Consider the following 620-nt stretch of genomic DNA (forward strand, 5'->3'; position numbering starts at 1 on the left):
GTGCCGGTCGAGGAGCCGGACGACGCGGCGGCGGTGGGCATGCTGCGGACCATCGCGTCGCGCTTCGCCGAGCATCATGGAGTGCATATCGTCGATGCGGCGCTGCGCAGCGCGGTGGCGCTGTCGCGCCGCTACCTGCCGGCGCGGCAGCTGCCGGACAAGGCGATCGGCCTGCTCGACACGGCCTGCGCGCGGGTGGCGATGAGCCAGCGCTGCGCGCCGGCCGAACTGGAACGGCTCGGGCAACAGGCGCAGGCGATCGGGCAGACGCTCGACTGGCGCGCGAGCGACCGGCGCATGGGGGTTTCGACACCCGGCGACGAGGCCGAGCTGGAGACGCAGCGCGACCATCTCGTGCAAGAGGCGCGCACGCTCGAAGGCGTGGTCGCGACCCAGCGCGAGGAAGTCGGCGCGTGGCTCGCGCGGATGCGCGCGTCGGCCGAGGAAACGGGAGACAGCGCGGCGCTGGCGGAAGCCGATCGCTGGGTGCGGCCGTGGGTCGACGAGCATGTGATCGCGGAGGTGCTGGCGGAGTGGACCGGTGTTCCCGTCGCGCAGCTGGCGCAGGACGAGGCGCAGCGGATCGTCGATCTGGAGCGCGCGCTCGGTGCGTCGATCCA

General features: G+C 73.2%; 1 pseudogene. It reads left to right on the plus strand.

What is annotated here, in order from left to right:
• Positions 1–620: pseudogene (locus AC1RQF_RS33475) on the plus strand (type VI secretion system ATPase TssH); the annotation flags it as partial.

The organism is Burkholderia sp. GW821-FHT14F03 (assembly GCF_058803765.1).